At 70.4% G+C, this 25,436-nt stretch carries 26 protein-coding genes and 1 tRNA gene; 16 read left to right on the forward strand and 11 right to left on the reverse strand.

Annotated elements, in window-relative coordinates; genetic code table 11:
* Positions 1-37: 37 nt before the first annotated feature.
* From OH735_RS21890 to OH735_RS21910, 5 genes are all read right to left on the reverse strand, one after another.
* Positions 38-1,096, reverse strand: coding sequence for a 2-oxoacid:ferredoxin oxidoreductase subunit beta (locus tag OH735_RS21890; RefSeq protein WP_406383231.1), 1,059 nt, complete (start codon positions 1,094-1,096; stop codon positions 38-40).
* On the reverse strand, positions 1,089-3,044 hold the full coding sequence (locus OH735_RS21895) for a 2-oxoacid:acceptor oxidoreductase subunit alpha (protein ID WP_406383232.1): 1,956 nt from the start codon (positions 3,042-3,044) through the stop codon (positions 1,089-1,091). The genes OH735_RS21890 and OH735_RS21895 overlap by 8 nt, the downstream gene beginning before the upstream one ends.
* A gap of 302 nt (positions 3,045-3,346) precedes the next feature.
* Positions 3,347-4,021, reverse strand: coding sequence for a response regulator (locus OH735_RS21900; RefSeq protein WP_406383233.1), 675 nt, complete (start codon positions 4,019-4,021; stop codon positions 3,347-3,349).
* A 183-nt stretch (positions 4,022-4,204) separates the two neighbouring features.
* Positions 4,205-5,563 carry a sensor histidine kinase gene (locus OH735_RS21905; protein WP_406383234.1) on the reverse strand — a complete coding sequence of 453 codons (1,359 nt, stop codon included), beginning with the start codon at positions 5,561-5,563 and terminating at the stop codon, positions 4,205-4,207.
* A 169-nt stretch (positions 5,564-5,732) separates the two neighbouring features.
* Complete coding sequence (locus OH735_RS21910) at positions 5,733-6,953, reverse strand: sensor histidine kinase (RefSeq protein ID WP_406383235.1); 1,221 nt, start codon at positions 6,951-6,953, stop codon at positions 5,733-5,735.
* A 183-nt stretch (positions 6,954-7,136) separates the two neighbouring features.
* Here OH735_RS21910 and OH735_RS21915 point away from each other — a divergent pair, with 183 nt between their 5' ends.
* The 12 genes from OH735_RS21915 to htpX all read left to right on the forward strand — a co-directional run bounded on the left by OH735_RS21915 (position 7,137) and on the right by htpX (position 18,834).
* Positions 7,137-7,538 carry an NADH-quinone oxidoreductase subunit A gene (locus OH735_RS21915; RefSeq protein WP_266747920.1) on the forward strand — a complete coding sequence of 134 codons (402 nt, stop codon included), beginning with the start codon at positions 7,137-7,139 and terminating at the stop codon, positions 7,536-7,538.
* Entirely contained in the window at positions 7,529-8,215 is a 687-nt protein-coding gene (locus OH735_RS21920; protein ID WP_406383236.1) for an NADH-quinone oxidoreductase subunit B, read from the forward strand. Before OH735_RS21915 ends, OH735_RS21920 begins: the two co-directional genes overlap by 10 nt.
* Positions 8,199-9,383 (forward strand): NADH-quinone oxidoreductase subunit C, encoded by a 1,185-nt coding sequence (locus OH735_RS21925; RefSeq protein ID WP_406383237.1) that lies wholly within the window; start codon positions 8,199-8,201, stop codon positions 9,381-9,383. Before OH735_RS21920 ends, OH735_RS21925 begins: the two co-directional genes overlap by 17 nt.
* Positions 9,380-10,348, forward strand: coding sequence for a complex I subunit 1 family protein (locus tag OH735_RS21930; RefSeq protein WP_266747923.1), 969 nt, complete (start codon positions 9,380-9,382; stop codon positions 10,346-10,348). Before OH735_RS21925 ends, OH735_RS21930 begins: the two co-directional genes overlap by 4 nt.
* Positions 10,348-11,004: a NuoI/complex I 23 kDa subunit family protein gene (locus OH735_RS21935; RefSeq protein WP_406383238.1), complete on the forward strand. Its 657-nt coding sequence runs from the start codon at positions 10,348-10,350 to the stop codon at positions 11,002-11,004. Before OH735_RS21930 ends, OH735_RS21935 begins: the two co-directional genes overlap by 1 nt.
* Positions 11,001-11,582, forward strand: coding sequence for an NADH-quinone oxidoreductase subunit J (locus OH735_RS21940; RefSeq protein WP_406383239.1), 582 nt, complete (start codon positions 11,001-11,003; stop codon positions 11,580-11,582). Before OH735_RS21935 ends, OH735_RS21940 begins: the two co-directional genes overlap by 4 nt.
* On the forward strand, positions 11,582-11,986 hold the full coding sequence (nuoK, locus tag OH735_RS21945) for an NADH-quinone oxidoreductase subunit NuoK (protein WP_406383240.1): 405 nt from the start codon (positions 11,582-11,584) through the stop codon (positions 11,984-11,986). The genes OH735_RS21940 and nuoK overlap by 1 nt, the downstream gene beginning before the upstream one ends.
* Positions 11,983-13,983 carry an NADH-quinone oxidoreductase subunit L gene (locus OH735_RS21950; protein WP_406383241.1) on the forward strand — a complete coding sequence of 667 codons (2,001 nt, stop codon included), beginning with the start codon at positions 11,983-11,985 and terminating at the stop codon, positions 13,981-13,983. The genes nuoK and OH735_RS21950 overlap by 4 nt, the downstream gene beginning before the upstream one ends.
* 27 nt (positions 13,984-14,010) lie before the next feature.
* Positions 14,011-15,561 carry a NuoM family protein gene (locus tag OH735_RS21955; RefSeq protein WP_406386679.1) on the forward strand — a complete coding sequence of 517 codons (1,551 nt, stop codon included), beginning with the start codon at positions 14,011-14,013 and terminating at the stop codon, positions 15,559-15,561.
* Positions 15,558-17,156: an NADH-quinone oxidoreductase subunit N gene (locus OH735_RS21960; RefSeq protein ID WP_406383242.1), complete on the forward strand. Its 1,599-nt coding sequence runs from the start codon at positions 15,558-15,560 to the stop codon at positions 17,154-17,156. The genes OH735_RS21955 and OH735_RS21960 overlap by 4 nt, the downstream gene beginning before the upstream one ends.
* Positions 17,157-17,249: 93 nt before the next feature.
* Positions 17,250-17,708, forward strand: coding sequence for a large conductance mechanosensitive channel protein MscL (gene mscL / locus OH735_RS21965; RefSeq protein ID WP_406383243.1), 459 nt, complete (start codon positions 17,250-17,252; stop codon positions 17,706-17,708).
* A 262-nt stretch (positions 17,709-17,970) separates the two neighbouring features.
* Entirely contained in the window at positions 17,971-18,834 is an 864-nt protein-coding gene (gene htpX / locus OH735_RS21970; RefSeq protein WP_406383244.1) for a zinc metalloprotease HtpX, read from the forward strand.
* 309 nt (positions 18,835-19,143) lie between these two features.
* Here the strand turns inward: htpX and OH735_RS21975 are convergent, their stop codons facing one another.
* Complete coding sequence (locus tag OH735_RS21975; RefSeq protein WP_406383245.1) at positions 19,144-19,545, reverse strand: YccF domain-containing protein; 402 nt, start codon at positions 19,543-19,545, stop codon at positions 19,144-19,146.
* 159 nt (positions 19,546-19,704) lie between these two features.
* Here OH735_RS21975 and OH735_RS21980 point away from each other — a divergent pair, with 159 nt between their 5' ends.
* Complete coding sequence (locus OH735_RS21980) at positions 19,705-20,262, forward strand: SMI1/KNR4 family protein (RefSeq protein ID WP_406383246.1); 558 nt, start codon at positions 19,705-19,707, stop codon at positions 20,260-20,262.
* Positions 20,263-20,378: 116 nt separating this feature from the next.
* Positions 20,379-20,651, forward strand: coding sequence for a GlsB/YeaQ/YmgE family stress response membrane protein (locus OH735_RS21985; RefSeq protein WP_383847047.1), 273 nt, complete (start codon positions 20,379-20,381; stop codon positions 20,649-20,651).
* Between the two features lie 6 nt (positions 20,652-20,657).
* On the opposite strand, the gene OH735_RS21990 is transcribed toward OH735_RS21985, so the two are convergent.
* The 3 genes from OH735_RS21990 to OH735_RS22000 all read right to left on the reverse strand — a co-directional run bounded on the left by OH735_RS21990 (position 20,658) and on the right by OH735_RS22000 (position 22,496).
* A complete protein-coding gene (locus OH735_RS21990) occupies positions 20,658-21,332 on the reverse strand; it encodes an alpha-ketoglutarate-dependent dioxygenase AlkB family protein (RefSeq protein ID WP_406383247.1) in 675 nt (224 codons plus the stop codon).
* Position 21,333: 1 nt separating this feature from the next.
* Positions 21,334-21,828, reverse strand: coding sequence for a methylated-DNA--[protein]-cysteine S-methyltransferase (locus OH735_RS21995; protein WP_406386681.1), 495 nt, complete (start codon positions 21,826-21,828; stop codon positions 21,334-21,336).
* A 179-nt stretch (positions 21,829-22,007) separates the two neighbouring features.
* On the reverse strand, positions 22,008-22,496 hold the full coding sequence (locus OH735_RS22000; RefSeq protein ID WP_406383248.1) for a YajQ family cyclic di-GMP-binding protein: 489 nt from the start codon (positions 22,494-22,496) through the stop codon (positions 22,008-22,010).
* Between the two features lie 213 nt (positions 22,497-22,709).
* On the opposite strand from OH735_RS22000, the gene OH735_RS22005 reads away from it, so the two are divergent.
* Both OH735_RS22005 and OH735_RS22010 read left to right on the forward strand, forming a co-directional pair.
* Positions 22,710-22,791, forward strand: a tRNA-Tyr gene (locus OH735_RS22005).
* A gap of 86 nt (positions 22,792-22,877) precedes the next feature.
* Positions 22,878-23,327 (forward strand): DUF523 domain-containing protein, encoded by a 450-nt coding sequence (locus tag OH735_RS22010; RefSeq protein ID WP_406383249.1) that lies wholly within the window; start codon positions 22,878-22,880, stop codon positions 23,325-23,327.
* Positions 23,328-23,382: 55 nt separating this feature from the next.
* Here OH735_RS22010 and OH735_RS22015 read toward each other — a convergent pair whose 3' ends face one another.
* A complete protein-coding gene (locus OH735_RS22015) occupies positions 23,383-24,039 on the reverse strand; it encodes an SDR family oxidoreductase (protein WP_406383250.1) in 657 nt (218 codons plus the stop codon).
* Between the two features lie 34 nt (positions 24,040-24,073).
* Positions 24,074-25,381, reverse strand: coding sequence for an amidohydrolase family protein (locus OH735_RS22020; protein WP_406383251.1), 1,308 nt, complete (start codon positions 25,379-25,381; stop codon positions 24,074-24,076).
* Positions 25,382-25,436: the final 55 nt, after the last annotated feature.

Raw genomic sequence — 25,436 nt, forward strand, 5'->3', positions numbered from 1 at the left:
CCCGTCCGGCGACGGCAGGTGGTGATGAAGGAAACCGTCAGCCGACGACGGTCCAGTTGTCGTTGCCCGCGAGGAGCGCGGTCAGGTCGCCCTTGCCGTCCTGTTCGACGGCGGTGTCGAGCTGTTCGGCCATTTGTGTGTCGTATACGGGCCGGTCGACGTCGCGCAGGACTCCGATGGGGGTCTGGTGGAGGGTGTCGGGGTCGGCGAGGCGGGACAGGGCGAAGGCCGTGGTGGGGCTGGCGGCATGGGCGTCGTGGACGAGGACCTGGGACTTGTTGTCGTCGGTGACCGTGACGACCGACAGGTCGCCGGTGGCGGGGTCGCGTACGACGCCCTTGGAGTTGTCCGTGCCGAAGAGGATCGGCTGTCCGTGTTCCAGGCGGATGACGGCGTTCTGTGCCTGGTCCTTGTCCTTGAGGACCTCGAAGGCGCCGTCGTTGAAGATGTTGCAGTTCTGGTAGATCTCCACCAGTGCCGTGCCCGGGTGGTCGGCCGCGGCGCGCAGGACACCGGTGAGGTGTTTGCGGTCGGAGTCGATGGTGCGGGCGACGAACGACGCCTCCGCGCCGAGGGCCAGGGACACCGGGTTGAACGGGGCGTCCAGGGAGCCCATCGGGGTCGATTTGGTGATCTTGCCGATTTCGGAGGTGGGGGAGTACTGGCCCTTGGTGAGTCCGTAGATCCGGTTGTTGAAGAGCAGGATCTTGAGGTTGACGTTGCGGCGCAGGGCGTGGATGAGGTGGTTGCCGCCGATGGACAGGGCGTCGCCGTCGCCGGTGACGACCCAGACGGACAGGTCGCGGCGGGAGGTGGCGAGTCCGGTGGCGATCGCGGGGGCGCGGCCGTGGATGGAGTGCATCCCGTAGGTGTTCATGTAGTACGGGAAGCGGGAGGAGCAGCCGATGCCGGAGACGAAGACGATGTTCTCTTTGGCCAGGCCGAGTTCGGGCATGAAGCCCTGGACGGCGGCGAGGACGGCGTAGTCGCCGCAGCCGGGGCACCAGCGGACTTCCTGGTCGGACTTGAAGTCCTTCATGGACTGCTTGGCTTCGGCCTTGGGCACCAGGTGGAGGAGGGGGTTGGTGTCAGGCATCGATGGCCTCCTTCAGTGCCGTGGCGAGCTGTTCGGCCTTGAACGGCATACCGTTGACCTGGTTGTAGCTGTGCGCGTCGACGAGGTATTTGGCCCGGATGAGGGTGGCGAGCTGGCCGAGGTTCATCTCGGGCACGATCACCTTGTCGTAGTGCTTCAGCACCTCGCCGAGATTGGCGGGGAAGGGGTTGAGGTGGCGCAGGTGGGCCTGTGCGATCGGCTGCCCGGCGGCGCGCAGACGGCGGACGGCGGCGGTGATGGGGCCGTAGGTGGAGCCCCAGCCCAGGACGAGGGTGCGTGCCTGGTCGGGGTCGTCGACCTCGATGTCGGGGACCTCGATGCCGTCGGTCTTGGCCTGCCGGGTGCGGACCATGAAGTCGTGGTTGGCGGGGTCGTAGGAGATGTTGCCGCTGCCGTCCTGCTTCTCGATCCCGCCGATACGGTGTTCGAGACCGGGGGTGCCGGGCAGGGCCCAGGGGCGGGCCAGGGTCTGCGGGTCGCGCTTGTAGGGCCAGAACACCTCGGTGCCGTCGGCCAGTTCATGGTTCGGGCCGGTCGCGAACCGGACCCGCAGATCCGGGAGCTCGTCGATGTCGGGGATCTTCCACGGCTCGGAGCCGTTGGCGAGGTACCCGTCGGAGAGGAGGAAGACCGGGGTGCGGTACGTCAGGGCGATCCGGGCGGCGTCGAGCGCGGCGTCGAAGCAGTCCGCCGGGGTCCGGGGCGCCACGATCGGGACCGGGGCCTCGCCGTTGCGCCCGTACATCGCCTGGAGGAGGTCGGCCTGCTCGGTCTTGGTCGGCAGGCCCGTGGACGGGCCGCCACGCTGGATGTCGATGACGATCAGCGGCAGTTCGAGGGAGACCGCCAGCCCGATCGTCTCCGACTTCAGCGCCACCCCGGGCCCGGACGTCGTCGTCACCGCGAGCGACCCGCCGAACGCGGCGCCCAGCGCCGCCCCGATCCCCGCGATCTCGTCCTCGGCCTGGAACGTACGCACACCGAAATTCTTGTGCCGGCTCAGCTCGTGCAGAATGTCCGAGGCCGGGGTGATCGGGTACGAGCCCAGGTAGAGCGGCAGGTCTGCCTGCTGGGACGCGGCGATCAGCCCGTAGGACAGCGCGAGATTCCCCGAGATGTTGCGGTACGTGCCCGCGGGGAAGGCCTGCGAGGCGGGTGCCACCTCGTAGCTGACGGCGAAGTCCTCCGTCGTCTCCCCGAAATTCCACCCCGCCCGGAACGCGGCCACGTTCGCCTCGGCGATCTGCGGCTTCTTGGCGAACTTCGCCCGCAGGAACGCCTCGGTCCCCTCCGTCGGCCGGTGATACATCCAGGACAGAAGCCCGAGCGCGAACATGTTCTTCGAGCGCTCGGCCTCCTTGCGTGAGAGCCCGAACTCCTTCAGCGCCTCGATCGTCAGCGTCGTCAGCGGCACCGGATGAACGCTGTACGCCTCCAGCGACCCGTCCTCCAGCGGACTGGTCTCGTAGCCGACCTTCGCCATCGGGCGCTTGGTGAACTCATCGGTGTTCACGATGATTTCGGCGCCGCGCGGCACATCACCGATGTTCGCCTTCAACGCGGCCGGGTTCATCGCGACCAGAACATTCGGCGCGTCACCCGGGGTGAGGATGTCGTGATCGGCGAAATGCAGCTGGAACGACGAAACCCCCGGCAGGGTGCCTGCGGGGGCGCGGATCTCGGCGGGGAAGTTCGGCAGCGTGGAGAGATCGTTCCCGAACGACGCGGTCTCCGAGGTGAACCGGTCACCCGTGAGCTGCATACCGTCCCCGGAGTCACCCGCGAAACGGATGATCACCCGGTCCAGACGGCGGATCTCCTTCTCGCCGGCGCCCGCATGATCGGGATGGGGGGCACGCTGTCCCCCGACGAGCGCCTCGCTGGCCTCATCGGCCTGTTCGGCTGGGCTACTGACCTGGCTGGTCACTGAACTGGACCTCCCTCGGGGCGGCGGCTCGGGACCGGCCGGCCCGCCGGCGGTCCCAAGGTCCACCCTACGTCGGTAAGGGTCGCCTTCCCTGGACCGATCATATGGTGGACGTCGTTTTGAGACGCGATTTGATACCGGTTTGTCATGTTTGGCAAGCCCCCCAGTCGTTCGATGAAGACGCTGTGTACTCATTCTTTGGTTCTAGGGCTCCGGCCGGCCGCCTCGGCGGCCGACCGGAGCCCGCGACGCACACCGGCCCGGACCGGCTCCCACCAGGAATCTGACAGGGTGTCAGCTAATCAGGAGTTCAGGTAGGTCAGCACTGCCAGTACCCGGCGGTGATCCCCGTCACTGGGGGACAGACCCAGCTTCAGGAAGATGTTGCTGACGTGCTTCTCCACGGCGCCGTCGCTCACCACCAGCTGCTTGGCCACCGCGGAATTCGTCCGGCCCTCCGCCATCAGGCCGAGCACCTCGCGCTCGCGCGGCGTCAGCCCGGCCAGGACGTCCTGCTTACGGCTCCGGCCCAGCAGCTGGGCCACCACTTCCGGATCCAGCGCCGTGCCGCCCTGCGCCACCCGGACCACGGCGTCCACGAATTCCCGGACCTCGGCGACCCGGTCCTTCAGCAGATACCCCACGCCCCGGCTGGATCCGGCCAGCAGCTCGGTGGCGTACTGCTCCTCGACGTACTGCGAAAGAACCAGGACCCCGATTCCCGGGTAGTCCTTGCGCAGCCGCACCGCCGCCCGCACGCCCTCGTCGGTGTGGGTGGGCGGCATCCGCACGTCGGCGACCACCACATCGGGCAGCGCGTCCTGATCCGCGAGCTCGTGCACCGTCTTGACCAGCGCCTCGGCGTCCCCGACCCCGGCGACGACGTCATGCCCGAGATCGGTCAGCAGCCGGGTGAGGCCCTCCCGAAGCAGTACCGAATCCTCGGCGATGACTACCCGCACCCTGTCCTCCACCATGACGCCCTATCCCCCACTGTTCGCTGGTCCCGCCCGTACGGGCTCCAGCATCCCAGTATCGGCAGCGCTCTGTCCCCGGCCGCCGTACCGGCTCGATTTCGAGCCAGTTCCCCGGCCGGGGACGAGGGGACCGGAAGGGGCCGTGGACCTGGGGGTTCCGGTCACGGCACCGGACGGACGCGCTCAGCCGCGCCACGGCAGCTCGGCCGTGATCCGCGTCGGACCGCCCTGCGGGGAATCCACGACGAGGACGCCGTCCACCGCGTCCAGTCGCTCGGTCAGCCCGGCCAGCCCGCTGCCCGACGACACCTCGGCGCCGCCGCGGCCGTTGTCGGTGACCTGGAGCATCAGCCGGTTCGCGGTGCGCCACACATCGACCGACGCCCGGGTCGCGTGTGCGTGCTTGCTCACGTTCTGCAGCAGCTCCGAGACCGTGAAGTACGCGATCCCCTCGATGGCCTGGGCGGGCCGGGACGCCAGGTCCACCTCGACCGTCACGGGGACGGTGCAGCGGGAGGCGATGGCGGAGAGTGCGGCGTCGAGTCCGCGGTCGGTGAGGACGGCGGGGTGGATGCCGCGGGCGAGGTCGCGGAGTTCCTGGAGGGCGACCTTGACCTCGCCGTGGGCCTCGTCGACCATGCGGGCGGCGGCCTCGGGGTCCTCGTCGAGTTTCTCCTTCGCCAGGCCCAGATCCATGGCGAGGGCGACGAGCCGGGCCTGTGCGCCGTCGTGCAGGTCGCGCTCGATGCGGCGCAGGTCGGCGGCGGCCGTGTCGACGACCACCCCGCGGTCCGACTCCAGCTCCGAGACGCGCGTCGCCAGCCGGGACGGCCCGAGCAGCCCGGCCACCATCACCCGGTCCACGGTCACCAGACCACGGATGATCCACGGGGTGACGAGGACGACGACCAGGCCGCAGACGCTGGTCGCGGCCAGCTCGAAGGGGGAGTCGAGGTAGATCGCCCGATGGGAGCTGTCGCCGTACACCTGGATGCCGTCGACCCCCACGTACGACGGGAAGACCCAGTGCCACAGCGGGTAGGTGAAGGTGGCCCACCCGCACGACCAGAACGTCAGCGAAACCGTGAAGGCGAAGACCGCCCACGGGAAGTGCAGCAGCGCGTAGAGCAGATGCCGCCAGGACACCCCGCTCTTCAGGACCGCGCCCACCCAGGACATCAGGCCGCCGGTCCTGCCGCGCCCCGGCGCCGGCTCGGCCACGTCCAGCCCCAGCAGCCCGCGCGCCCGGACCCGCTCCAGCGCGCCGAAACCGCGGCACATCGCGAGCGTGCCGGCCAGGATCGGGACGCCGAGGAAGGTGATCAGCATGCCGACGCCCAGGGACGTCAGGGTGATCGAGAGGCTGAACAGGACCACGCTGATCGGCAGGCTCAGCAGCAGATAGCCGAACTCGCGCCAGGTCCTGCCCTCGAAAGGCGCGCGCAGCGCGGCCGGGAAGAAGTGCTTCACCGGGGGATGGTCCCCGAAACCGGCTCCGGACCGCTGGTGGTCCCGAGTGTCCGGTCCGTATGCCGTGGCCATGGATGCTGTCCGTTTCGTCTCGGGGAGCCGGTTTCTCCGCTGGTACATCAAGGGTGCTGGGTCGTGGGCACGCGCACCATGAGGGCGGTATCCCTCTTCGACCGGGGGTTTTCCCCACCCCGCGAGGGGATCCGGGAGTGCTCGGCTTCCCGGCCCTGCTGACTTGGCCCTACCTGACCCGGCCCTTGTCAAGGTCCCGGCCCTTGTCCCGATCCCTGCCCTCGTCCCGGTCCCGCCAGGGCAGTTCCGCGGTGACGGTCGTGGGGCCGCCGGCCGGCGAGTCGAGGACGAACAGCCCGTCGACGGCGCCCAGCCGTTCGGCCAGCCCGGCCATGCCCGTACCGCCGTCCATCCGGGCCCCGCCGCGCCCGTCGTCGGTGACCTGGATCAGCATCCGGTCCGCCGACCGCCACACCTCCACGGTCGCCGAACGTGCCCCGCTGTGCTTGCTCACGTTCTGCAGCAGCTCCGAGACCGTGAAGTACGCGATCCCCTCGATGGCCTGGGCGGGCCGGGACGCCAGGTCCACCCCCACCGTCACGGGGACGGTGCAGCGGGAGGCGATGGCGGAGAGTGCGGCGTCGAGTCCGCGGTCGGTGAGGACGGCGGGGTGGATGCCGCGGGCGAGGTCGCGGAGTTCCTGGAGGGCGACCTTGACCTCGCCGTGGGCCTCGTCGACCATGCGGGCGGCGGCCTCGGGGTCGTCGGTCAGCTTCTCCTTCGCCAGGCCCAGGCCCATGGCGAGGGCGACGAGCCGGGCCTGTGCGCCGTCGTGCAGGTCGCGCTCGATGCGGCGCAGGTCGGCGGCGGCCGTGTCGACGACCACCCCGCGGTCCGACTCCAGCTCGGCGATCCTGCGCTCCAGCTCGTCGGAGGGGGAGAGCAGCCCGCGCGCCATCGCCCGGTCGGCATGGGTGAGGAGCCGCGCGACAAAGGGGAGCACCGGCCACAGCACGAAGAGGCTCACGAACGTCACGGTGAAGGTGAGCACGCCCCAGGGCAGCCGAATGAAGGAGTACAGCACCGCCCGCCAGCCCACCGGGTCCTTGAGGCTCGACCACAGCCAGGGGAAGAAGCCCTGTGCCCGGCGGGACAGCACCATCGGACTGGGCTCGTCGATCCGCAGCCCGAGCATCGCCCGCGCCCGGCCCCGCTCGGCCTTGCCGATCAGCCGCGCCCCGTGCAGCCCGGCGGCGAGCAGGGGCAGACCGACCACCGTGACCGCGAGCCCCACGCCGACGCCGATCATCAACAGCGTGTAAACAAACCCGGCCAGGGCCATGGGGAGGTTGGCGAGGAGGTAGCCGATCTCCTTCCATGTCCACCGGTCGAGGGCGAAGCGGGCGGGCGGTGGACAGTCGTTGTCGGGCACCAGGGGGCTCATGGTCATACGCCCCAGCCTGCCGGGCGGGGTCTGCGGACGCCATGGGGCCCGTGGGTGGGGTGAAGTAGGGATAACCCCACCCGTAGGCCGAGGCGGCTGCTTACCCTCTCTTTAACAGGGCTCTTCGGCAGGGCCTAGACTCCCCTGCGTACAGATCGTCGAACGGGTTTGAGGGAGCGAGGGGCGGACGTGACGGAACTGCCGGAATCGACCGTTCTCGCGTCGGACTACTTCCACGGCTATTCCGTGGTCGGACTGCTCGCCGTGATCGGCGTGCTGTTCGTCGCCGTCGCCTTCGGGGCGGGGCGGCTGCTGCGGCCCGTGGTTCCCACGCCGGAGAAGCTCCTCACGTACGAGTGCGGCGTGGACCCGGTGGGTGAAGGATGGGCACATACCCAGGTCCGTTATTACGTCTATGCCTTCCTGTACGTGATCTTCGCCGTCGACTCGATCTTCCTGTTTCCGTGGGCGACCGTATTCGCCGCACCCGGATACGGGGCGACGACCCTGGTGGAGATGTTCATCTTCCTCGGTTTCCTGGCCGTAGGACTGCTCTACGCATGGAAGAAGGGCGTCCTCGAATGGACGTGACGAGCACGCCGCCCCCCGAGCACCGGCCCGCGACGCAGCCGGGACCGGACCCCCGGACGGGCTCCGAACCGCAGGCCGTTCCGACGTTCCTGCCGGAGCCCAAGCGGCTCGGCGTCCTGTCGCGCCTGGCCCCCGAGCCGATGAAGGTGGTCCTGAACTGGGGCCGCCGTTACAGCCTCTGGGTCTTCAACTTCGGGCTCGCCTGCTGCGCCATCGAATTCATCGCCGCGTCCATGGCCCGGCACGACTTCATCCGGCTCGGCGTGATCCCGTTCGCCCCGGGCCCGCGCCAGGCCGACCTCATGATCGTCTCCGGCACGGTGACGGACAAGATGGCCCCGGCCGTGAAGCGGCTGTACGAGCAGATGCCCGAGCCCAAGTACGTCATCTCCTTCGGCGCCTGCTCCAACTGCGGGGGCCCCTACTGGGACTCGTACTCCGTGACGAAGGGCGTCGACCAGATCATTCCGGTCGATGTCTACGTACCCGGCTGCCCGCCCCGGCCCGAGGCGCTCCTCCAGGGGATCCTCAAGCTCCAGGAGAAGATCGCCCGCGAGTCGCTGGGCGAGCGGTACGCGACGGGCGGCGGCAGCCGTCCCTCCACGACCGCACTGCGCAGCGGCCTGGTCGCCGCCCCGCCGGCCCCGGGGGAGGACCGCGATGACCAGCACCCCTGACGCCGCCGCCGAGGGCTACGACCGCCTGCCGGATGGAGCTGCCGAGTTCTTCGGCGAGGAGGCGACGGCTGCGTACGCGTACGACCTGCTGACCGTCGACGTACCGGCCGCCTCCTGGACCGCCGCCCTCGAAACGGCCCGCGACCGGCTCGGCTGCACCTATTTCGACTGGCTGAGCGCGGTCGACGAACCGGGCACCGGCTTCCGGGTCTGCGCCCACGTCGCGGCCCTGTCCGAGGGCAGGGTCCGCCGTCTCCTGATCCGCACGACCGTTCCGCACGAGGCGGCCGTCCTTCCCACCGCCATCGACGTCTACGCGGGCGCCGCCTGGCACGAGCGCGAGACACACGAGATGTTCGGCATCGGCTTCGAGGGCCACCCGCATCTGGTGCCGCTGCTGCTGCCCGAGGGCTTCGAGGGGCATCCGTTGCGCAAGGACTTCGTGCTGGCGGCACGCGTCGCGAAGGCCTGGCCGGGTGCGAAGGAGCCGGGCGAGTCGGAGCACGGCGGCCCGAAGCGGCGCACGATGCTGCCGCCCGGCGTCCCCGACCCGAACGAATGGGGCCCCCTGAAGGGCCAGCTCCCGCCCGCCCCGTCCCGCCCGGCGCGCGCCGCACGCGCGGCCGGCGACCGTCCGGTACGCCGCACCCGCAGCGTGAGCGAGGGCTCGGCCGGCCAGCGGCAGGAGACAGCCGCACCGGCGGCCGGAGCCGAGAGCACTCCCGCCGCGCCCCCGCGCCGCACCCGCAGCGCCTCCCAGGGCTCGGCGAGCCAACAGCGCGAGGCAACGGAGCCGGCAACAGGAGCAACGAAGCCGGCGCCGGAGCCGGCAACGGGAGCAACGCAGCCGGCAACGGGCGCCGGTGCCGGGCCGACGAAGCCAGCAACGGGCGCCGGTGCCGGGCCGACGAAGCCGGCAACGGGCGCCGGTGCCGGGCCGGCGCAGCCGACCCAGGGAAGCGCCGACGCGCCCTGGCACCACGCCCGCCCGGCCTTCGACACCACCCCCGAACCGTCCTCTGGGCCGGGGACGTCGCAGCCGCAGGGCACGACGGAGGACAACCCGGACACTCCGAACCGGCCCGGGACCCCGTCCTCGTCCCCCGCCAAACCCGAGCAGCCCGAAACCGAAACCCCCGACCGCACCGACGGAGGCGATACCGCGTGAACGACGTACTCGACGTCGCCCTCCGGCTCGTCATCGTCTTCGCCGTGTTCATGGTCCTCCCCCTCGTCGTGGGACAGACCGAGCACAAGGTGATGGCCCATATGCAGGGCCGCCTCGGACCCATGTACGCGGGCGGCTTCCACGGCTGGGCCCAGCTCGTCGCCGACGGCGTGAAGTTCGCGCAGAAGGAAGACATCGTCCCGGCCGAGGCCGACCGCCGTATCTTCCAGCTCGCACCGGCCGTCGCACTGCTCCCGTACCTCCTCGTGCTTGTCGCCATCCCGATCGGCCCCGGCGAGAGCGCGGTCGGCCAGGTCGTCGACGCGGGCATCTTCTTCGTGCTCGCCGTGATGGGCGTCGGCGTGCTCGGCTCGCTGATGGCGGGCTGGGCGTCCGCCAACAAGTTCTCCCTCCTCGGGGGCCTCCGTACCGCCGCCCAGCTGCTCGCGTACGAACTGCCGATGCTGCTCGCTGCCGCCTCCGTCGCGATGGCGGCCGGCACCGTCTCCCTCCCGGGCATCCTCGACGCCTTCGAGTGGTGGTGGCTGCCCTGGCAGATCGTCGGCGCCCTGGTCTTCTTCGTGGCCGGACTCGCCGAACTGCAGCGCCCGCCGTTCGACATGCCGGTCGCCGACTCGGAGATCATCTTCGGCGCGTACACCGAGTACACCGGCCTGCGCTTCGCGCTGTTCCTGCTCGCCGAGTACGCCGGCATCGTCGTGCTGTGCGGACTGACCACCGTCCTCTTCCTCGGTGGCTGGCACGGCCCGTTCGGCGCCGACGGACTCGGCTGGGTCTGGACTCTCCTCAAGATCGCGGTCCTCGCCTTCGTCGTCATCTGGCTGCGCGTGAGCTATCCCCGGCTCCGCGAGGACCAGCTGCAGAAGCTCGCCTGGACCACGCTCATCCCGCTCGCTCTCGCGCAGATCGCGCTCACCGGCATCGTGAAGGTGGCGATCAACTGATGGCTGCGCCGCTCCCGCCCTCCCGGCCCCGCATCCCCGGATCCGGTCTGGCCAAGGGCCTGGCCGTCACCCTGCGGACGATGACGAGGAAGACGGTCACCGCCCAGTACCCGGACGTCCAGCCCGAGCTCCCGCCCCGCTCCCGCGGCGTCATCGCGCTGTTCGAGGAGAACTGCACGGTCTGCATGCTCTGCGCCCGTGAGTGCCCGGACTGGTGCATCTACATCGACTCCCACAAGGAGACGGTGCCCGCCGCCACCCCGGGCGGACGCGAACGCAGCCGAAACGTCCTCGACCGCTTCGCGATCGACTTCTCGCTCTGCATGTACTGCGGTATCTGTATCGAGGTGTGTCCCTTCGACGCACTGTTCTGGTCGCCCGAGTTCGAGTACGCGGAGACGGACATCCTCGAACTCACCCATGAGCGCGACAAGCTCCGCGCATGGATGTGGACGGTGCCGGAACCGCCCGCGCTCGACCCCGGTGCTGAGGAGCCCAAGGAGGTCGCCGCCGCCCGTAAGACGGCCGAGAAACTCGAAGCCCAGCGCGCCAAGGAGGCGCAGGAAGCCCAGCAGGCACAGGAAACCCAGCAGAACCAGGAAGCCCAGCAAGCCCGAGCGACCCAGCAGGATCAGAAGGAAGAGGGGGAGGAGTGACACTCGCAGCCGCCGCAGCGCACTCCGCCCTCGCAGCCGACTCCGCCCACTCCGGTTTCCTCTCCCCGACCGGCATCGAGATCGCCTTCGTCCTCGTCGGTATCGCCACCCTCGGCGCGGCCCTAGTCACCGTCACGACCAAGCAGCTGGTGCACGCCGCCCTCTGGCTGGTTGTGGCGCTCGGTGGACTCGCCGTCGAGTACCTCCTGCTCACAGCGGAGTTCATCGCCTGGGTGCAGGTACTGATCTACGTCGGTTCCGTGGTCGTCCTCCTTCTCTTCGGGCTGATGCTCACCAAGGCCCCCATCGGCCGCTCCCCGGACGCCGACTCGGGCAACCGCTGGGCGGCCCTGGGCGTGGCGGTCGCCGCCGCCGGCACGCTCGTCTGGGTCGTCGTCGACGCCTTCCGCGCCACCTGGATCGACCTGGACGGACCCGCCCAAGGTTCCACCGAGGTGACCGGCGCCTTCCTCTTCCGGCACTGGGTGCTGCCGTTCGAGGCGCTCTCCGTCCTGCTGCTCGCCGCGCTCGTCGGCGCGATCGTCCTGTCCCGCAAGCGCGGTAAGGAGCAGAGCTGATGCACCTCGCCTATCCCGCCGTGCTCGCCGTCCTCCTCTTCTGCACCGGGCTGTACGGAGTGCTCGCCCGCCGCAACGCGATCCTGGTCCTGATGTCCGTCGAGCTGATGCTCAACGCCGTCAACCTCAACCTGGTCGCCTTCGACGTCTGGCTCCGCGACGCCCTGCACTCCGGCCAGGCCCTCACCCTCTTCACCATCGCCATCGCGGCGGCGGAGATCGGCATCGGCCTCGCCATCGTCCTCGCCGTGTACCGCAACCGCGGCAGCTCCGACGTCGACCGCCTGCGCGACACCGCCGAGACCGACGCCGCCGAAACCCTCCCCGGCGACGAGGCCGCCGACACCGAAGACCAGGCCGCTGCTCCGGCAGGGAAGGCAAAGAAGGCAGAGGCCACCACGTGACCACCACGACCCTCGCCGTCCTCGTCCCCCTCCTTCCGTTCCTGGGCGCCGCGGCCGGTCTCCTACTTGGACGCCGCGCCCCCGGCTATGTACGCCCCCTCGCCGTACTGCCCACCCTCACCGCCTTCGTGCTCGCCGTCGTCGTCGCCTCGCGCCAGGGCGGCGGCCCGGCCATCGACGCCGCGACCCGGCTCACCCCCACCGGCTCGGTCCCCGTCGACCTCGCCCTGCACCTCGACGGCTTCGCGGTCCTCGTCGCCGTCCTGGTCGGGCTCGTCGCGACCTGTGTGCAGATCTACTCGACCGCGTATCTGCGCGACGACCCCCGCTACCCGTCGTACGCGGCCCTCGTCTCCCTCTTCACCTCCGCGATGCTGCTCGTCGTCTACTCCGGCGACCTGATGGTGCTCCTGGTCGGCTGGGAGATCATGGGTATCTGCTCGTACTTCCTCGTCGGCCACTACTGGGAGACGCCCGAAGCCCGCGCCGCCTCCCTCAAGGCCTTCCTGGTCACCAAGCTCGGCGACGTCCCCTTCCTGATCGGTCTGTTCGCACTCGCCGCCGACACCGGCTCGTTCCGCATCACCCGCATCCTGGGCGCCGTCGCGAACGGCGGACTGGACCACCCCACCCTCATCGCCCTGCTGCTCCTCGCGGGTGTCGCGGGCAAGTCCGCGCAGTTCCCCCTGCACACCTGGCTGCCCGACGCGATGGCCGGCCCCACCCCCGTCTCCGCGCTGATCCACGCCGCGACGATGGTCGCCGCCGGCATCTACTTCGTGGCCCGGCTCCTGCCCGTCTTCGCCCAGTCCGGCGCGGCCCTCGTCGTCCTCGCAGTGATGGCCGCGGTCACGATGATCGGCTCGGGACTCGCCGCCCTCGCCCAGGACGACATCAAACGCGTCCTCGCCTACTCGACGATCGGCCAGCTCGGCTACATGTCCGGTGCCCTGGCCGTCGGCGACCGCGGTGCCGCCGTCTTCCACCTCCTCTCCCACGGAGCGTTCAAGGCCGTCCTCTTCCTCGCGGCGGGCGTCGTCATCCACGCCGCCGGGACCAACTCACTGGCCGCCATGTCCCGCATGGGCGGACTGGCCAAGCGCATCCCGGACGCCTACTGGACGATGACCGTCGCCCTCCTCGCGCTCGCCGCCATCCCGCCGTTCGCCGGCTTCTTCTCCAAGGAAGCCGTCCTCGTCGCCGCCGAGCACACCGCACTCGGGGAACGGCATGTCGCCCCGGCCGCCGCAGGCTGGACCGTCCTCGTCGCCGGACTGCTCGCCGCCGTCCTCACCGCCGCGTACGCCACTCGCCTGTGGCTCCTCGCCTTCCGGGGCCGCGGCGCCGAGGCCCCCGACCACGGCAGGCAGCCCGTCGCGATGACCACCGTCCTGTGGGTCCTCGCCGCCCCCACCATCGCCTTCGGACTGACCGTCGGCGTGATCACCGACTGGTTCGACGGCCACAGCCTCACCCCGTCCCTGACCACCGCCGTTCTCTCCACGGGCGTCGGCCTCGTCGGCGGCCTCGTCACCTACGGTGCCTGGCGCCACACCTCGGCGCTCGCCGCCCGCACCACCGTCGGCACCGTCGTCGCCCACCCCGACGCCGAACCCGCCCTCGTCGAGGCCCAGGCCATCTCGGCGCACACCGCCGCGTACGGCACCGACGGGGACGTCCCCGACCCGGCCGACCCCGGCCGCCTGCTGCTCGGCCCACTCCACCGCCACGCCGCCGCGGGCTTCCACCTCGACGCCCTGTACACGACCCTGTTCGTCCGCCCCGTCCAGGGCGCGGCGAGTCTCGTCCGCTTCCTGGACCGCGAGGTCGTCGATACCTACGTACGCGGCTCCGGCACCGGCGCACGCTGGCTCGGCACCGCCGTCCGCCGCGCCCAGACCGGCAACGTGCAGACCTACCTCGGCGCGCTGCTCGCCGGCTCCCTGGTCCTGGCGATCGCCGCCGTCGTCTTTGCCAACGTCAACGCCGGGTCGTGAGCCGTGATCGATATCAGTGAATCCGTGATGCAGTTCCTTCTCGCGTTCATCGTGGTCGTCCCGCTCATCGGCGCCGTGGCCGCTCTCCTGCCGGCCCCGCCCGGGCTGAAGGGAACCAGCCCCGACCAGGCCGTGCTCCGCCACGGCGTGACCGTCACCGGAGCGGTCCTCATCGCCGCGATCGTGCTGGCCGCCGGCTTCGACCACGACCACCCGTCGAAGATGCAGGCCACCACCGACATCAGCTGGATCCCGGCGCTCGACGTCCGCATCCATCTCGGCATCGACGGCATCTCGCTCCCCCTTCTGGTACTGACCGCGCTGCTGACCTTCCTCTGCGCGCTGTACAGCTACTTCAAAATGCCTGCCGGCCCCTCCCCGAAGGCCTTCGTCGCACTCGTCCTCGTCCTGGAGTCCGGCACCCTCGCGACCTTCGCCGTCCTCGATCTGCTGCTGTTCTTCCTGGCGTTCGAGATGGTGCTCATCCCGATGTACTTCCTCATCGCCCGCTGGGGCGGTGCGCAGAAGCGGGCCGCCGCCTGGAAGTTCATCCTCTACACACTGCTCGGCTCGGTGATCATGCTGCTGGGCCTGCTCCTCATCGGACTGAAGAGCGGCACCTTCGACATGGTGGCACTCGCCACTGACAACGGACGTGGGCTCACCTCGTCCGTGCAGGTCATCGCGGTTCTGGCGATCGGCATCGGGCTCGCGGTGAAGACTCCGATGTGGCCGCTGCACAGCTGGCTCCCGGACGCCCACACCGCAGCCCCGACCGTCGGCTCGGTCCTGCTCGCGGGCGTCCTGCTGAAGATGGGTACGTACGGGTTCGTCCGCATCCTGCTGCCCATCACCCCCGACGGGATGCACACCTTCGCGCCCTATCTCGCCGCCTTCGCGGTGGTCGGCATCGTCTACGGATCGCTCGCCTGCCTGGCGCTGGCCCGTCCCGGCTCCAAGGGCGACCTCAAGCGCCTGATCGCGTACTCCTCCGTCGGACACATGGGCTTCGTACTCCTCGGCATCGCGAGCATGACCCCCACCGGAGTCAACGGCGCGCTCTTCGCCAACATCGCCCACGGCCTCATCACAGGCTTGCTGTTCTTCCTGGTCGGCGCGGTCAAGGACCGGTACGGCACCGCCGACCTCGACACCCTCTCCGGCGCCACCGGAGCCGCCCTCTACGGCCGCGCACCCCGCCTCGGCGGCCTCCTCGCCTTCGCCGCCGTCGCCTCCCTCGGTCTGCCCGGGCTCGCCGGATTCTGGGGCGAGATGCTCGCCCTGTTCGGCTCCTTCGACCCCGCCGACGGACTCAGCCGCCCCGCCTTCCTCACCTTCATGTCGATCGCCGCGTTCGGCACCCTGCTCACCGCCGCGTACATGCTGATCGTCGTACGCCGCGTCTGCATGGGTGAGAAGCGGGCAGAGCCGCAGCAGCTCGCCGACGTCCAGACGTACGAATTCGCCGCCTGGACCCCGCTCGTCGCCCTCACCGTCCTCGCCGGCCTGTGGCCCGCCGCCCTCCTCGGCCTCACCGACCCGGCCGTGCAGAAGCTCCTCGCAGGAGGCAAGTCGTGACCACAGCCGTCGTCACCCCGGGCGTCGTCACCACAGCGGCCGACAGCACCACCAGCCTCGTCCAGTCCGTCGACTGGCTCGCGATCGCGCCCCCGGTCGTCGTCGCGGCCGTCGCTCTGATCGTCCTGGTCGCCGACCTCTTCCTCCCCGCGGAGCGCAAGCAGCTCCTGGGCTGGGTCACCATGGCCGGACTCGTCGCCGCACTCGCCCTCCTCGTCCCCCTGCGCGACGGCGACCACTCCACCTTCTGCCTCACCGCGGCAACCACCGGCACCGGTGCCCCCGGTGCCTGCAGCTACACCGCCGACCACTTCGCCCTCGTCATCCAGGCACTCGTACTCGGCGGCGCCCTGCTGACCGCCCTGCTCTCCCTCGGCGACATCCGCAGACTCCCCGCGGGCGAGTTCTGGTTCCTGCTGCTGTCCTCCGCGTCGGGCGCCGCACTCCTGCCCGCCGCCCGCGACCTCGCCACCCTCGTCGTCGCCCTCGAAGTCGCCTCGCTCCCCGCCTTCGCCCTCGTCGGCATCAAGCGCGGCGACCGGCGGTCCTCCGAAGCCGCGCTGAAATTCTTCCTCTCCTCCGTCGTCGCCACCGCCGTCATGCTGCTCGGCGTCAGCTTCGTGTACGCCACCACCGGCACCCTGCACCTCACGGAGATCGCCGCCCGGCTCGACGACGTACCGGGACAGCTGGACACCCTCGCTCAGGCGGGCGTCGTCCTCACCCTGGTCGGCTTTGCGTTCAAGACGGCCGCCGCGCCCTTCCACTTCTGGGTGCCCGACACCTACGTCGGCGCGCCCCTGCCGGTCGCCGCCTATCTCTCAGTTGTCGGCAAAGCGGTCGGCTTCTCCGGCCTCATCCTCGTCACCGTGATCGCGTTCCCGGCGTACGCGGACGTCTGGGGCCCGGCCCTCGCCGTCCTCGCCGCGCTCACGATGACCATCGGCAACGTCGCCGCTCTGCGCCAGAGCGCCACCCGCGTCCGCAGCGCCGTACGCCTGCTCGCCTGGTCGTCCGTCGCCCAGGCCGGCTACCTCCTGGTGCCGATCGCCGCCGCCGCGTACTCCAGCGACGAGCACATCGGCTCGACGGTCGCGTACGCCCTCATGTACGCCGTCGTGAACCTCGGCGCCTTCGCGGTCGCCGCCCTCGTCGCCCGTACGAACCCCGGGAACCGGCTCTCCGACTACCGCGGCCTGTACGCCACCCGCCCCCTCGCCGCCCTCGCGATGGCCTTCTTCCTGCTCTGCCTGGCCGGCCTGCCGCCCGGCATCGTCGGCCTCTTCGCCAAGGTCACGGTGTTCTCCGCGGCCGTCGACGCGGGACTCGGCTGGCTCGCGGTCGTCATGGCCGTCAACGTCGTGATCGCGCTCTACTACTACCTCCAGTGGACCGCGGCGCTCTTCCGCGCCCCCGAAGAGGCCCCGGCCCAGGCCCCGGCGGAGGAGGCCGCACCTGCGGCCGTACCCGCTCCCGCCAGGCACCGCGCCCCGACGCCCGTCACCCTCGCGATCGCTCTCACCGGCGTCGCCGGAATCGTCCTCTCCGGTGCTCCGCAGACGGTCCTCAGATTCGCCGCCGTCAATCTCTTCTGAAGTACCCAAGATCGGTTTGCCCGGAACGGTCCGCACAGGGCAAGGTCATGGCCGCACATCCTCACACACCCAGGTCCCAGAGGAGCAAGAGCAGTGCTGAACGGGTTCAAGGACTTCATCCTGCGCGGAAACGTCATCTCCATGGCCATCGGGCTGGCCGTCGGAGCGGCGTTCACCGCAGTCGTCACCGGATTCAGCACGGCCTTCATCACCCCGCTGATCGGCCTCGCCACCGGCTCCGTCGGCGACTTCAGCGCCGCGAAGTTCACCGTTGACGGCGCGGACTTCCCGTACGGGAAGTTCCTGGCCGCCGCCATCGCCTTCCTGATCACCGCGGCGGTGCTCTACTTCGGCGTCGTCGTCCCCATGACGAAGGTCCAGAACCGCTTCTCCAAGGCGGAGGAGAAGGTCGACATCAAGGCTGCCCTGCGCGACTGCCCCCGCTGCTACACAGAGATCCCGGCCATCGCCTCCCGCTGCGCCCACTGCACCAGCGAGATCAAGCCGGACCCCGAGGCCCTCGCACTCGCCGGTCTCCCCGCCCAGCGCTGAGCTCCGGCACGGATCGACAACGGATCGACATGGGCACGGCCCCTCAGGGCCTGTCCGGCCCTTCACGGCCGGACAGGCCCTGACCCGTTCGGTCCAGAGCCCGGCGCCGGGCCGAAAGCGCGGGACGGGCCCTGTCTCGCGGCCGCAGGTACAAGGGAACTAGCTCTCTTCGCCTGGCGTTGACCTGTACGGGAGGCTCCACTGGGGGAGTGGAGACCACTAAGCAAAGGGTTCCCCTGCCGCACCACTTGGAGGGCGTACCGTGCACCGCCGGCACAACGGGCTGAGAACCGCCGTACTCCTCGGGGGCCTGTCCGCACTCATCATCGTCATCGGAAGCTTCTTCGGACGTACGGGCCTGATCGTCGCGCTCTTCGTAGCCGTCGGCACCAACGCCTACGCGTACTGGAACAGCGACAAGCTGGCGCTCAGGGCCATGCGCGCCCGCCCCGTCAGCGAATTCGAGGCGCCCCAGCTCTACCGCATGGTCCGCGAGCTCTCGACGGCCGCCCGCCAGCCCATGCCCCGGCTCTACATCTCCCCGACGCAGGCACCCAACGCCTTCGCGACGGGCCGCAATCCGCGCAACGCGGCGGTCTGCTGCACAGAAGGCATCCTGCAGATCCTGGACGAGCGGGAGCTGCGCGGCGTCCTCGGCCACGAGCTGAGCCATGTCTACAACCGCGACATCCTGATCTCGTCCGTCGCCGGGGCGCTCGCCTCCGTGGTCATGTTCCTGGTCAACTTCGCCTGGCTGATTCCGGTGGGCCGGTCCAACGACGACGAGGGCCCGGGCATCCTGGGCATGCTGTTGATCATGATCCTCGGCCCGCTGGCCGCCTCCGTCATCCAACTGGCCGTCAGCCGCTCCCGCGAATACCAGGCGGACGCCTCGGGGGCCCAGATGACCGGCGACCCGTTGGCCCTCGCCAGCGCCCTGCGGAAGCTGGACGCAGGAACGAAACAACTCCCGCTGCCCCCCGAGCCGAGGATCGAGACCGCGAGCCACATGATGATCGCGAACCCCTTCCGCCCCGGCCAGGGCATGTCCAAGATGTTCTCGACACACCCGCCGATGGCGGAGCGCATCGCCCGGCTGGAACAGATGGCAGGGCATCGCCCCTGATGAGGACGGCCCGGGAGCCGTGCGGAGGACAGTCGCCTTTGCGGCGGACCGCCGTGAGCCGTCGCTCCAGCCGAGAGCCCGCAGCACAAGGGCCTACGCGGCTTCCTTGCTCCCCGTCATCCACAGGCCGGCCCCGGAGCCGATCGCGACGACCGCGCTCGCAACCCGGGCCAGGATCGACGTGACGCCGGTGAGGTCCCCGAAGTCGGTGAAGTGGACGGCTGCGGCGTAAGCGGTGCCGGGCCCCGCGAGCCCCTCATGATCCGAACGAGAGAGGCCCTGTGCCCCACAGGCGCGAGAACTGCGCCGTCACCGGGCTCCGAACGCCTCGTCGGTCGAGACCACCTCTCGCCCCAGCGGCATGAGGGAGATGGGGATCATCTTCAGGTTCGCCCAGCCGAAGGGGATGCCGATGATCGATACGAACAGCGGGATGCTCGTGAGCAGGTGCCCCAGCGCGAGCCACCAGCCGGCGAAGACGAGCCAGATCACGTTGCCCACGCACGAGGGTGCCCCCGCGTCGGGCCGTTCCACGGTGGTCCGGCCGAAAGGCCACAGGACGAAGCCCGCGATCCTCAGAGAGGCAATGCCGAAGGGGATGGTCACAATGAGGATGAAGCAGATGAGTGCCGCGACCGCGTAGCCGAGGGCCATCCAGAAGCCGCAGAACACCACCCACAGGATGTTGAGGATCAGCTGAAGAGGTTTCATGATCTCCGTGCTCCGTCTCGCTCGTCCGTCGGCCCTGCTCAGTGCCCAGTATCGGGCCCAGGCGCCCGGAGCCGGAACCGGAGTGAAGCAGGAGGGGCGATCGTGGCCCCGATTCACGCGCCGACGGCGATTGTCAGTGCCGTCCTCCACCATGAACCCATGAACGACACCGAGCAGTTGCTGGCAGCCGTGGAGAAGACCGCACACACCGCCCCGCGCCGGGACAAGTACCCCCTCCCCGCCCCGCTGCCCGCCGAGGCCGTCGAGCGGGCCGAAGCGGCCCTCGGCTTCACCCTGCCGCCGCTGCTCACCGCGCTGTACACCCGGATCGCCAACGGCGGCTTCGGACCGGAGTACGGCCTGATGCCGCTGATCGGCGACCGCGGCCCGGACGGGGAGGAGTCCGCCGTCGCGCAGTACCTCGCGCACCGCAGGGCCGCGACCGACGAGGGCGGGTGGCCGTGGCCGGAGGGCGTACTGCCGATATGCAGCCTGGGTTGCGGGATGTACTCCTGCGTGGACTGCCGCAGTGAACACACCACGGTGCTGCTCTTCGAGCCGAACGCCGACGAGCCGGAGCGCGCCTGGTACGTGGACCAGCCCGACCTCGCCCAGTGGCTCCGCAGCTGGCTGGACGGCACCGCGTGGTACTGCGAGGAGTCCGAGGACGAAGGGGCCGAGATGGCGCCCTGGCCGGAATTCAGCGCTCGCGTGTGACTCATGGGCGAGCGGGGGGCCCGTCCGCCACCGCGGACCCCGGATCGCGCACGCAACCGCCCGACCGGCAGGAACGTCTTGGATTTCAGGAACGAGTGACGGGTAGGTTCGCACGCATGAGCATTATTGGTTGGATCATTCTCGGGCTGCTTGCCGGCGCCATCGCCAAGGTCCTGCTACCGGGCCGCGACCCGGGCGGCCTGGTCGGCACCACCCTCATCGGGATCATCGGCGCCTTCCTCGGCGGCTGGATATCGTCGCGATTCCTCGACCGCCCCATATCCAACGACTTCTACGACACGGCCACTTGGGTCGCGGCCATCGGCGGTTCGCTGGTCCTGCTGATCGCCTACCGGCTGCTCTTCGGAAACTCCCGCGAACGTCGCTGACGACCGTCAGCGCCCGGGGCCCGGCGCGTCCAGCCCGGTCTCGCGCAGCGTCAGATTGAGCCGGCCACGACGCATGCCTGTCGCCGGATCCGCCGTCCCGGGGAAGATCTTCGGCACACAGTGGAACGCGAAGCGCGAAGGCCCGCCGAAGACGAACAGGTCGCCGGAGGTCAACTCCACATCTGTGTACGGCTGTCCTCGGTGCTCCGTGTTCCCGAAGCGGAAGACGCAGGTGTCGCCGATGCTGAGCGACACCACCGGAGCACCGGACCGCTCCTCCTTGTCCTGGTGCATGCCCATCCGCGCCGCGGCGTCGTAGAAGTTGATGAGGGCGGTGTCCGGCGCATACGTCCGGACCGCCCTCCCGTCCCCGTACGCGTCGGCCAGCGCCTGACGCCCCAACTCCGCCAGCCAGTCGGGAAATTCGGCGACCCTGGCACCGTTCACGTCGTCGGCCGTACGCGAGTACCGGTACGGCTGCCAGTGCCACCCCAGGCAGACCGTCTGCACGGACATCACCCCGCCGCCCGGCAGCACCGTGTGCCGCAGAGGCACGGGCCCCCGCGCCCACTCCCGGCAGGCGGCCACCAACTCCCGTTGGCGCTCCGGCGGCAGCCACTCGGGCACGTGCACGGCCCCCGGCGCGACGACGGCCCGCGGCCTCGGAAAGAGCCCGGACATGTCAGCGCACCGCCAGGGCGCCTTCCAGCCCCAGAAGCTGCTCCTTGCGCTCCAGGCCACCCGCGTAACCCCGCAGGGCGCCGTCCGCGCCGATCACCCGGTGGCACGGCCGCACGACCAGCAGCGGATTGCGCCCGATCGCCGTCCCCACGGCCCGCACGCCGGCCCCGGGCGCACCGACACGTTCGGCGATCTGCCCGTACGAGACCGTCTCCCCGTACGGGACGGTGTCCAGAGCCGCCCAGACCCGGCGCTGGAAGTCGGTGCCCCGGTCGTCCGCGTACACGATGTCGAAACGGGTCAGCCGCCCCGCGAAGTACTCCCGCAGCTGTGCGGTGATGCCCGTGAAGGCCTCCGGCGCGTGGGTCCACCCGTCCTGGACGACCGCGGCACCCTTCTGGCCGGGCAGTGAGAGCGAAACGAGCGCGACCCCGCCGGAGGCTGCCTCGCCGACCAGCAGCAGTTCACCCAGCGGGCTGTCGACCGTTGCGTACATGGTCACGACTGTCTCCTTGCCCGTTCTGTCGGAAATCGACGGGATCGTCGTCCGGCACGGACAAGTCTGCTTCCCCCGCGCCGCCGCGACCGGCGGTATTCGGACATCACGTCCGGGCCTTGCGCCTCCCCCCGCACCCGTAAGGAGCGCGACCGGGAGACGCAGGACCCACCGCGGACCTACCGGTAGTTCACGAACTGCACGGCGAAGTCGAAGTCCTTGCCCTTCAGCAGCGCCTGCACGGCCTGCAGATCGTCCCGGCTCTTCGAGCTGACCCGCAGCTCATCGCCCTGGACCTGCGCCTTGACGCCCTTGGGGCCCTCATCGCGAATGATCTTCGCCACCTTCTTGGCGTTCTCCTGGGAGATGCCTTCCTCGATCGTGGCGAAGATCTTGTACTCCTTGCCGGACAGCTGCGGCTCGCCCGCGTCCAGCGACTTCAGTGAGATGCCGCGCTTGATCAGCTTGGACTGGAAGATGTCGAGGATCGCCTTGACGCGCTCCTCGCCGTTCGCCTCCATCAGGATCTTCTCGCCGGACCAGGAGATCGAGGCGTCGGTGCCCTTGAAGTCGTAACGCTGCGAGATTTCCTTGGCGGCCTGGTTGAGGGCGTTGTCGACCTCCTGCCGCTCGACCTTCGAGACGATGTCGAAACTGGAGTCGGCCATGACGTGTGGCTCCTTGTATCGGGGTGCTGGGAAACGGGGTGCATGCGGGCGGTCGCGGGCCTGTCGGCGCCGCGCCGCCGGTCAAAGCCTAGCCACCCACGCCGGATCGGGCCGCTGATCAATCCAGTGGCGTAGCACCCCCGGGCATCGGGTATCGTTTACGTCGTTGCCAGGGAGCACCGCCGAAAAGCGGTTCTCACGGCAGCAATCCCTGGCGGTGTGCCCGAGTGGCCAAAGGGAGCAGACTGTAAATCTGCCGGCTCAGCCTACCCAGGTTCGAACCCTGGCGCCGCCACATGGCAAGGCCCCTGTCCTAGGACAGGGGCCTTCTTTGTTTCTGCTGCGGCTTGTGCCGCGGTTTGGGCTGCGAAGGTCGTGAACATGGAACCTGTGCTGATCAGCGCCTGTCTGCACGGTGTGCCCTGCCGCTTCGACGGCCGCGGCAAGGCCTCCACCGCAGTGGCCGAGGCCATCGGAGACCGCCACCCCGTCGCCTTCTGTCCCGAGGTGGCCGCCGGACTGCCCACCCCGCGACGTCCCGCCGAGATCGTCGGCGGCGACGGCCACGATGTGCTGGACGGCCGCGCCCGCGTCGTCGACGACACCGGGCACGACGTGACGGAGGAGTTCGTGGACGGCGCCCGGCGGGCGCTGGACGCCGCACGCCGGGCCGGGTGCGCGGAGGCGCTGCTGATGCCACGCAGCCCTTCCTGCGGGCGTGGCACGGTCTATGACGGTACGTTCACGGGCGAGCTCCGCGTGGGCGACGGCGTCACCGCCGCCCTGCTGGAACGCCACGGCATCACGGTCCGCCCGGCACCGCGCGGCTGACCGGGGGCGGCGGCCCCTGCCGTGACCGCAAAGGGACCGCCCCACCCGGAACGGCTCAGTTCCCCGCCACGTCCTTCACGGCGACCGACACCGGCACGTTCCCCGAGATGAGCTCCAGCGTCAGCCCCGCCGTCGCCGGGGTCTCCAGCAGCTCCAGCAGCGCCGCCGCCACATCGTCGCGCGGCACCGGTCCGCGGCCGGTCGAGGCGGTCAGCAGGACCATCCCCGTACCCGCGTCGTTCGTCAGCATCCCGGGGCGCAGGATCGTCCAGTCGAGTGCGGTCCTGGAGCGCACGTACGCGTCCGCGGCACCCTTCGCCCGCAGGTACGCGTCGAAGACCTCGTCGCCGGGGTGATCGGGGTCGGCGCCCATCGACGAGACCACCACGTAGCGCCGTACGCCCGCCCGTTCGGCCGCGTCGGCGAACAGCACCGCCGCGCCGCGGTCCACCGTCTCCTTGCGTGCCGAGCCGCTGTTCGGGCCCGCACCGGCCGCGAAGACCGCCGCGTCGGCGCCGTTCAGTACCTCCGCCACATCCTCCACGGAGGCCGATTCGAGATCCAGGACGACCGGCTCCGCGCCCGCCGCCCGGAGGTCCTCGCTCTGTTCCGGATTTCGGATGACGCCCACGGCCTCGTACCCGCACGCGGCGAGCAACCGCTCCAGCCGCAGCGCGATCTGACCATGTCCACCTGCGATGACAATGCGCATGGTCACGACCGTACGCCGCAGCGGCCCACCGCGCTCAAGGCCCGCCGCAGGGACCGGAATCCGGCCGTCCCTGACGGGGCAGGCCGAGGGCCCAGACGGTCTCCGAGTCGCAGTACTCGCGCACCGCGCTCGTCCGCGCCACCACTCGGCCGCGATGCACCACGATCCGGCTGTAGGCGAGCGACAGCACGCCCGAGAGCTGCTCCCCGCGTACGGCGAGCAGCTCGGCCGGGAAGCCCGCCTCGACCCGGATCCCGGGCAGCCCCATCGCCTTCCGCGCGACCGACGACACCGCCTCGTACGCCTTGTCGGCGCGCATCCCGCTCTGCGAGGCCAGCAGGTAGGCGGCCTCCAGCGGATCCCCGCGCCCCACCGGGTTCGCGATGTCCCGCAGCGCCCCGCTGCCCGCCGCGATCCGCACACCGGCCGCACGCAGCAGACCCACGGGGGCGGTGCCCCGGCCTTCCATCCCGCAACAGCCGCCCTGGGGGAGGCAGATGACCGTCACCCCGGCCGCGGCGAGCTGGTCGGCGGCCCGGGCCGCGGCCTGGGCCGGGAGCCGGGAGAGGCCGGCGCACGGGCCGACGGAGACGCCGGACCGCAGCCCGCCGGCCATGGCGGCCAGCCGGCCGAGCCGGGCCGGATCGGCGCCGTCCGTGTGCAGATCGACGGGACAGCCCTGTTCGGCGGCGATCTCCAGGACGGCTTCCGCGTATCCCGCCGGGTCCGGATCGAGGTCGGGACAGCCGCCGACCGCGCCGGCCCCCATCTTCACCGCGTCGCGCAGCATGGCCAGGTTGTCGGCGCCCGCGACGCCGGTGAGCAGGCCGGGTACGGCGACCGGGGTCAGTTCGACGAGTCCGCGCAGCGAACTGCGTGCCTGCAACACGGCTTCGAGGGAGGCGAGGCCCTGGACGGAGCCGATCCGCACGTGTGTGCGCAGTGCGGTGGCGCCGTGGCCGAGCTGCAGCAGGGCGGCCTCGGTGGCGCGGCGCTGGATGTCCTCGGGGCGGTGCGACACGGGTCCCGGGGCGGTGTCGGGGCCCGCACCGTCGGCGGTGAGCGCGGTGTCGCTGTGGGCGTGGGGTTCGGCCGGGGCGGGGAGCAGCAGATAGCCGCGCAGATCCACCCGTGGGCCGGGGGCGGTCAGACTGCCCGCGGTGCCGACGGCCTCGATGCGGCCGCCGCCGAGCCGTACGTCCACGATGCGGCCGTCGGTGAGACGGGCGTCGCAGAGCACCAGGGCGTCGGTCTCGGCGGTGGCGGCGGGGTCCTGGCTGCTGGTCGCATCGGCCGCGTCGGCGGCATGGTCGTCCGGCTGCCGCGGCTGGCTGTCGGGCATCGCGCTCCTGGGAAGGGGTACAAGATCACGCAGAGTGAGACGAGCCTAGGGGCGT

The sequence above is a fragment of the Streptomyces sp. NBC_01618 genome, from assembly GCF_045209435.1.
In the GTDB taxonomy this organism is placed as follows: Bacteria; Actinomycetota; Actinomycetes; order Streptomycetales; family Streptomycetaceae; genus Streptomyces.